A 7,467-nucleotide genomic window follows, 5' to 3' on the forward strand; every position below is an offset into this window, starting at 1 on the left:
TTCGGGCAGGCCATACGGGGATGACACAAGCAAGAAGCCCAGGCAGAGGTGTGCCGTGCGGCAGCTTCATGAAAAGCATGGCGTGCGGTGAAGTGGTGGGAGGCAGGGTGCTGTTGCGGCTGGGCGAGGGGTCTTGCTGGGTCAGCCGGCTTCGCCCACCAATTCCTCCAAGGCCGGGAGGGCGTTCAGGAGGGCGGTTTGGTGTTCTGGGGGGAGTTCTTCGATTCGGCGTTGTAGTTCCTGGACGCGGGCCGAGCGGACGCCCGAGACCATTGTCACGCCCTCTGGGGTGGGGGTGGCCAGCCAGGCTCGGCCGTCTTGGGGGTCTGGGTCGCGTTTGACGTAGCCGGCTTCCACCAGGGCCGCGACGATGCGGGACAGGGTGGGGGGTGCCACGCCCTCCTTGGCGGCCAGGTCGCCCAGGCGCATGGGGCCGCAGCGCGCGAGTGTGGCGAGCGCGGACACCGCGCCGGGGCCGAGTCCCGGGGACCCGGTGCGGCGCAGCAGCCGCGACAGCCTGCCGATCGCGAGGTACAGCCGGGCGGTGGCGTCCTCGACCTGCTCGGCGGCCATCGCACCTCCTACGGACACGAAGGATGGGATGAAGCATCCATCATGCCGGGTGGCGCGGCGTGCGCCACCGCCCGTCGGGTGATCAACGCATCAGACGTCCGGCGCAGGGCTGGACGCGTGGGCCCAGAAACGCTGGGGGATCCGGCCCGCGAGGCGGGCCAACCTGCCCGCTTCCACGCCGGCTCGCATGGCCGCCGCCATGCGCAGCGGGTCCTGGGCACGGGTCACGGCAGTGGCCAAGAGCACAGCGGAGCAGCCCAGTTCCATCGCCAGGGCCGCGTCCGAGGCCGTGCCGATGCCCGCGTCCAGGATCACCGGCACGCCCGCGCGGGCCACGATCAGTTCGATGTTGTGCGGGTTGCGGATGCCCAGGCCGGTGCCGATGGGGGAACCGAGCGGCATGACGGCCGCGCAGCCGATGTCCTCCAGGCGGCGGGCCAGGACCGGGTCGTCGTTGGTGTAGGGCAGGACCACGAAACCGTCGTCCACCAGCTGTTCCGCGGCGTCGACCAGTTCGATCGGGTCGGGCAGGAGGGTCTGCTCGTCGGCGACGACCTCCAGCTTGACCCAGTTGGTCTCCAGCGCCTCCCTCGCCAGGCGCGCGGTCAGCACGGCCTCCGCCGCGCCCCGGCAGCCGGCGGTGTTGGGCAGCACGTCGATCCCCAGGCGGCGCAGCAGGTCCAGCACGCCGCCGCCCGCGGAGTCGAGGCGGCGCATGGCGACCGTCGTCAGCTCGGTGCCCGACGCCACCAGCGCCTTCTCCAGCACGGCCAGGTTGGCCGCGCCGCCGGTGCCCATGACCAGCCTGGACCCGAACTCGCGCCCGGCGATGACCAGCGGATCGTCCACGTTCAGCCTCCCTGCACAGCGGTGAGCACTTCGACGGCGGCGCCCTCGGGCACCGGGGTGGACGCCCAGGCGGCGCGCGGCACGACCTCGCCGTCCAGCGCCACCGCGACGCCGGTGGCCGGCGCGCCCAACAGGTCGAGCACGGCCGCGACGGTCGCACCCTCGGCCAGTTCCCGTTCCTGACCATTCACCCGAGCCTTCACCCGTGTCCTCCTTCGCGAGCTTCCCGGAGCAGGTCGAGCACCCGCCGCGCGGTCACGGGGGCGAGCAGCAGGCCGTTGCGGTGGTGCCCGGTGGCGGCGAGCACGCCGGGTTCCAACCACCGGATGACCGGCGTGTTGTCCGGGCTGCCGGCCCGGAACCCGGCGGCGCACTCGGTCAGCGCGTACTCGGCGACCGCCGGCCACACGACCTCGGCGTCGCGCACCAGGTCCCGCACGCCGGCGACGGTCACGTCCGCGTCGAAACCGGTCTCGTACTGGGTCGCGCCGAGCACCAGGCCGTCTTCGCGGGGCACCAGGTAGACCGGGCGGCCGGAGACGTGGGCGCGGAGGGTGTGGGACGGGGGTGGCAGTGCGCCGGGTCTTGTTCTCAGGCGCAGGATTTCGCCTTTGATCGGGCGGATCACGTCTTTCAGCGCGGGGTGCAGGTCGCGGCTCCACGCGCCGGCGGCGATGACGGTGAAGTCTTGGTCCACTGTGGACTTTTCGGTGAAGCGGACGCCGTTCTCCGCGCAGGCGCGGCGGAGGGCGTCCAGCAGGGTCCGGTTGTCCACGGAGAGGTCGCCGGGGACCGAGAGTCCACTTCGGACTGCTGGGCCGAGACCCGGTTCCAGTGCACGGAGTTCGCGCCTGGTCAGGCGGTCGGCTTTGCGGCCCATGCGGGCCAGGTAGGCGCAGAGCTGGTCCAGGACCTCGGCGTCCGCGGTGTCGATCGCCACGGCGAGCGTGCCGACTGGACTCAGCGGGACGTCCAGCGACGCCGCGAAGTCCGGCCACAGCTCCAGCGACTCGACGCCCAGTGCCAGCACGTCCTCGTCACCGGGCCACGCCTCGGTGATCGGCGCGAGCATCCCGCCCGCGACCCACGAGCCGCCGTGCGGCGACGCGCGGTCGACCACGGTCACGTCGAACCCGTCCCGCGCCGCGAACCACGCGGCGGACAGCCCGATGACGCCGCCGCCCACGACGGTGACCCCACTCGCACTTGCCAAGGCACTCACGCTCCCTGCGCCGGCATGACCCGGATCAGGTTCGACGGTCGGAGCGAACCACGCTCCCTCTCAGCCCGGTGTTCTCCAGGCTCCCGTGCGGACCACGTCCACCGTAGCGCACGATTCCGCCCGGCGGTTACCGTCCCGGGCGTGCCAGGACTCGACGGAACGCAAATCAGGCGGCGGCTCGCCGACTCGCTGCTGTATCTCTGCACGCCGGCGCGGCCGGACCTCGCGGACTTCGCGGACGCGGTGCTCGCGGGTGGCGTGGACATCGTGCAGTTGCGGGACAAGGGGCTCGAAGCCCGCCAGGAGATCGCCGCGCTGGAGGTGCTGGCCGAGGCGTGCGCCCGGCACGGCGCGCTGCTCGCGGTCAACGACCGGGCCGACATCGCGCACGCCGTGCGCGCGGACGTGCTGCACCTGGGCCAGGACGACCTGCCGGTGCCCCTCGCCCGCCGCATCCTGGGCGAGGACGTCGTGATCGGCCGGTCCACGCACGACGTCGAGCAGGCTCGGGCGGCGGCCGTGGAGCCTGGTGTGGACTACTTCTGCACCGGCCCGTGCTGGCCGACGCCGACCAAGCCGGGCCGGCCCGCGCCGGGCCTGGACCTGGTGCGGGCGACGGTGTCGGAGCGGCCGTGGTTCGCGATCGGCGGGATCGACCGCGAGCGGCTGCCCGAGGTGCTGGACGCCGGGGCGTCCCGGGTGGTCGTGGTGCGCGCCATCACGGAGGCGGAGGACCCGAAGTCCGCCGCAGCTTGGTTGAAACTTCAACTAAAGGGCGTACAGTCGTAGTCGTGATGCCTGTGCTGTACCTGGGCCACGGGGCGCCCCCGCTGGCCGACGACGAACGGTGGACCGGCGAGCTGAGGTCGTGGTCCGCGACGCTCCCGCGCCCGGAGTCGATCCTGGTCGTCTCCGCGCACTGGGAGGCCAACCCGCTGACCCTGGGCGCGACCACGACCGTGCCGCTCACCTACGACTTCTGGGGCTTCCCCCAGCGGTACTACGAGGTCACCTACGAGGCCCCCGGCGCTCCGGAGCTGGCCGCGTCGGTGGCGGAACTCGTGGACGAGCCCGTGCACCAGGACGCCGGGCGAGGGCTCGACCACGGCGCGTACGTGCCGCTGAAGGAGATGTTCCCGGAGGCGGACATCCCGGTGCTCCAGATGTCCATGCCGACCCTGGACCCGCGCCGGCTGTTCGAGGTCGGCCGGCGGCTGGCGCCGCTGCGCGACCAGGGTGTGCTCATCGTGGGCAGCGGGTTCATGACCCACAACCTGAGCTGCGTGGACATGCGCCAGGGTCCCGACTACCAGCCGCCGTCGTGGTCGTCCGAGTTCGACGACTGGGCGGGGCGGGCGCTGGTCGAGGGCGATGTCGACGCTCTGCTGGACTTCCAGCACAAGGCTCCGGCGGCCGGGATCGCGCATCCGCGGACCGAGCACTTCGCGCCGCTGTTCGTGTCGCTGGGCGCGAGTGCGGATCAAGAGGCGTCGACGACCGTCGAGGGCTTCTGGTACGGGCTGTCCAAGCGGTCGGTGCAGTTCGCCTGAGACACGGCATTTCGCTTCAGACGTGCGACACCCCCGGGGCCTGAGGGGGAGGAGGCAGGCCCCGGGGGTGTTTTCACGCGGTGCGCGGTCCGCAGGGGGAGGTGACCGCGCGCCTCAGGTCGTTCAGCCGACGACGAGCCGCAGGCCGTAGACGCTCAGGATCTCGTTGACCGGCTGGAAGTAGGTCGTGCCGCCGGAGGAGCAGTTGCCCGAGCCGCCGGAGGTCACGCCCTGGGCCTGGCCGAAGCTCGTGCCCGCGACCCACGAGCCGCCCGAGTCGCCGGGCTCCGCGCAGGCGTTGGTGCGGGTCAGGCCGGAGACCGTGCCCTGCGGGTAGTTCACCGTCGAGTTCTTGGCCTGGACGGTGCCGCAGCGCCAGCCCGTGGTGGAGCCGGAGCGGCAGATGGTCGCGCCGACCGCCGCCTCCGACGAGCCGCGGACGATGACGTTGGTGCCGTTGTAGCGGTTGACCCACGGGCGCGGGGTCCAGCTGGAGTTCGTGGCGACCCAGCCGTAGTCGTTGCCGGGGAACGACGAGCCGCGGAACGTGCCCTGGGACACGCGGTTGTAGCCCGTGGTGGTCGAGCCGACGCGACCGCAGTGGCCCGCCGTCACGAACCCGCCGGACACGGAGAAGCCGATCGAGCAGCGGCTGGTGCCGTTGATGTAGTACGGGTCACCGCCGCGGATGTCGTACAGGGTGGTCGGGGAGTGCTCGACCTCGACGACCCGCACGGACGGGCTGACGGCCTTGGCGGTCGCCAGGAAGGCGTCGGCCGCCGCGTCGCGGACGTGGCGGTTCACCTCGACGACCACGGAGTTGCTGGTGTCGTCCACGCGCCAGCCGGTGATGGACTGGGGAGCGGACAGGGTGTCGAGGGCGGTCTTGGTCGCGGTCAGCGAGCGCTGCGAGAACGGGACCACCTTGGGCTCCGCGCCGTGCGCGCGAACGGCGTCGCTCTGCGCGGCGTCGGTGACACCGACGGTGAGCTTGCCGGTGGCGGAGTCGATCCAGGCGCCGGCGAACGTGTCGCCGAGCACACCGCGCACCTTCGCCTCGGTCTCACCCGACCTGGTGTCACTCGCCAGACGGAGTCGGGCTTGTTCCGCATTCAGGCCGAGGTCGCGTTGCACCGCTTGGAGCAACTCGGCCGGGTAGCTCTCCGTGTCGGAGGCGGTTGTGCCATAGGGGGCGGCAGGGTCCGCAATCGCCGGTACGCTGAGAGCTGTAGCCGCGCCGGTGGCGAGCAAAGCAGCCGCGGCGAGGCGGGCCGCACTCGTGCGGTTCATTTAGGCGTCTCCCTCATCTTCGGGTGCAGGGAACCCGAGAGCCTGGTTGCAGGGACCGCTCTCGGGGGCTCTAGGGGGACGGGTGGTGGGGCGGCGGCAGGGGTCGCCCCACCCCTTTTCTTTCTCCGGCCGTGTGCGCCACGACCGTCGTCACGTCTTTCCCGGTCCGGGCGCGGGGCGCTCGCAGCTCGTGCATGTGGCGCCTCCTCCCCGGTCATTACCGACCAGTACTCGCCCGTTCGAGCGACGTTATCAGGCTGTTACCTATGACGGCGCAGTCCATCTGAGGGCGAAGTGTGTCACAGCTCACGACCATTTGACTGCGCTGTGTAGCGTTTGACAGTTAACTCTCACTCAAGGTAATGAGACGATCACCGATTTGGGGTGATTTGCCAGAAGTGAGGGTCGGAGCCCGTCATGGCCCTGAAGTGTGAACGCTGCTGCCCTGACTGGGTGACACCACAGAGCTCCCCGCAGTCGTCGGAGTAGTCGTCGACGACGGCGGTGTCGTGGTTGGCGCAACGGACGACCCGGTCGTCGTCGTGGTGGTCGGAGCGGTCGTAGTCGTGCTCGCCGTGGATTCCGGTACTTCACCCCGTTCCGGCACCGGCACCGGTCCGTTGGTAGCCGGCGACGGCACCGCCGTCCCCCGCACCTGCTCAGCACTGCCGAACGCCACAACCCCCACCAAGAACACCAACGCGGCACTCAACCCGGCAGCCGCCCACCGAACGCGAGTGCGCTCGATGGAGTGCTGGTAGACCGCCGCCCCCACAGTGCTCACCACACTCACCACAGCCGCCCCCACCACCGTGCCCGCGAGGTTGAGCTTCACCCCGAGCACAGCAGCGGTAACCGCACCCAACGCCCCCGCGAGCACCTGCGCGGGCTTGATCTCCAACTTCGACTTCTGATCCACCATGACCTCCGGTGGACGGGCAGCCGGCGCCCGAGGTTGGCCGGCGGTGAGGATCGTCTCCATGCGACTCGTGACAATCGACGACATCCGCTCGGCAGCCGCAGCCCTGGAGGGCGTGGCCGTACGCACACCGCTGCTCAGGTTCGACGACGGCCTCATGCTCAAGCCCGAGAGCCTCCAGGCGGTGGGGGCGTTCAAGATCCGGGGTGCCTACAACGCCTTGTCCCGGCTGGCTCCGGACGTGCGGTCACGAGGAGTCGTCGCGTACTCGAGCGGCAACCACGCCCAAGCCGTGGCCTACGCGGCCCGCCTTTTTGGAGTCCCGGCGACCATCGTGGTGCCCGACAACGCCCCTGCGGTGAAGGTCGCGGCGACCCGGGCGCACGGGGCGGAGGTCGTGCAGGTGCCCATGTCGGAGCGTGAGCAGCGGGCGTATGAGCTGGTCGAGGAGCGCGGGGCGACTTTGGTGCCGCCGTTCGACCATCCTGATGTGATCGCTGGTCAGGGGACGGTTGGGCTGGAGATCGTGGCGGACATGCCGGATGTGGAGTGCGTGCTGGTGCCTGTCAGCGGGGGCGGGTTGATCTCGGGGGTGGCGACGGCGGTGAAGGCGTTGCGGCCTGCGGCGAAGGTCATCGGGGTGGAGCCTGAGCTGGCGGGTGACGCGGCGGCTTCACTGCGGGCGGGGGAGCTGGTGCGGTGGTCGGCGGCGGAGCGGGAGCGGACTATCGCGGATGGGTTGCGGGCGCAGCCTTCGGAGCTGACTTTCGCGCATATTCGTGAGTATGTGGACGACATTGTGACGGTGTCGGAGGCGGAGATCTCGGCGGCGGTTGGTCGGCTGGCTCGGCAGGCGCGTTTGGTGGTCGAACCCAGTGGCGCGGCCACCACGGCTGCTTACCTGAAGGCTCCGACGACCAAGACGGTGGCAGTGATCTCGGGGGGCAACATCGACCCGGAGGTTTTCGCACAACTGCTCTGAACGCCTTTCGGCGCGCGCAGCGCGGTCTTCGCGCGCGGAGCGCGCGGTAGGTGTTACCTACAAGTGGAGGGCCTCGGTTCCC

The 7,467-nt window shown here is 70.8% G+C and carries 8 protein-coding genes and 1 riboswitch; of the genes, 3 read left to right on the forward strand and 5 right to left on the reverse strand.

What is annotated here, in order from left to right; translation table 11 throughout:
- Nucleotides 1–141 precede the first annotated feature (141 nt).
- The 4 genes from WBN91_RS38375 to thiO form a co-directional block, all read right to left on the reverse strand.
- Entirely contained in the window at nucleotides 142–573 is a 432-nt protein-coding gene (locus WBN91_RS38375) for a MarR family winged helix-turn-helix transcriptional regulator (protein ID WP_337729211.1), read from the reverse strand.
- A gap of 90 nt (nucleotides 574–663) precedes the next feature.
- Complete coding sequence (locus tag WBN91_RS38380; RefSeq protein WP_337729212.1) at nucleotides 664–1,422, reverse strand: thiazole synthase; 759 nt, start codon at nucleotides 1,420–1,422, stop codon at nucleotides 664–666.
- Between the two features lie 2 nt (nucleotides 1,423–1,424).
- On the reverse strand, nucleotides 1,425–1,625 hold the full coding sequence (gene thiS / locus WBN91_RS38385) for a sulfur carrier protein ThiS (RefSeq protein WP_121223471.1): 201 nt from the start codon (nucleotides 1,623–1,625) through the stop codon (nucleotides 1,425–1,427).
- Nucleotides 1,622–2,635, reverse strand: coding sequence for a glycine oxidase ThiO (gene thiO / locus WBN91_RS38390; protein WP_337729213.1), 1,014 nt, complete (start codon nucleotides 2,633–2,635; stop codon nucleotides 1,622–1,624). The genes thiS and thiO overlap by 4 nt, the downstream gene beginning before the upstream one ends.
- Nucleotides 2,630–2,741, reverse strand: a riboswitch (TPP riboswitch). It overlaps the preceding gene by 6 nt.
- Nucleotides 2,742–2,785: 44 nt before the next feature.
- Here thiO and thiE point away from each other — a divergent pair.
- Nucleotides 2,786–3,433 carry a thiamine phosphate synthase gene (gene thiE, locus WBN91_RS38395; RefSeq protein ID WP_337729214.1) on the forward strand — a complete coding sequence of 216 codons (648 nt, stop codon included), beginning with the start codon at nucleotides 2,786–2,788 and terminating at the stop codon, nucleotides 3,431–3,433.
- Between the two features lie 5 nt (nucleotides 3,434–3,438).
- Nucleotides 3,439–4,194 (forward strand): dioxygenase family protein, encoded by a 756-nt coding sequence (locus WBN91_RS38400; protein WP_337729218.1) that lies wholly within the window; start codon nucleotides 3,439–3,441, stop codon nucleotides 4,192–4,194.
- Between the two features lie 123 nt (nucleotides 4,195–4,317).
- Here WBN91_RS38400 and WBN91_RS38405 read toward each other — a convergent pair whose 3' ends face one another.
- Nucleotides 4,318–5,235: a S1 family peptidase gene (locus WBN91_RS38405; RefSeq protein WP_337729442.1), complete on the reverse strand. Its 918-nt coding sequence runs from the start codon at nucleotides 5,233–5,235 to the stop codon at nucleotides 4,318–4,320.
- Between the two features lie 1,229 nt (nucleotides 5,236–6,464).
- On the opposite strand from WBN91_RS38405, the gene WBN91_RS38410 reads away from it, so the two are divergent.
- Nucleotides 6,465–7,385, forward strand: coding sequence for a threonine ammonia-lyase (locus WBN91_RS38410; protein WP_337729217.1), 921 nt, complete (start codon nucleotides 6,465–6,467; stop codon nucleotides 7,383–7,385).
- The last annotated feature ends 82 nt before the right edge of the window (nucleotides 7,386–7,467 follow it).

It is taken from the genome of Saccharothrix sp. CCNWYY140, from assembly GCF_037401995.1.
Lineage (GTDB): Bacteria > Actinomycetota > Actinomycetes > Mycobacteriales > Pseudonocardiaceae > Actinosynnema.

Bases quoted from the DNA above. Each gene is read 5' to 3' on its own strand.
- WBN91_RS38375 (WP_337729211.1), bottom strand. From the start codon at position 573: ATGGCCGCCGAGCAGGTCGAGGACGCCACCGCCCGGCTGTACCTCGCG.
- WBN91_RS38400 (WP_337729218.1), top strand. From the start codon at position 3,439: ATGCCTGTGCTGTACCTGGGCCACGGGGCGCCCCCGCTGGCCGACGAC.
- WBN91_RS38410 (WP_337729217.1), top strand. From the start codon at position 6,465: ATGCGACTCGTGACAATCGACGACATCCGCTCGGCAGCCGCAGCCCTG.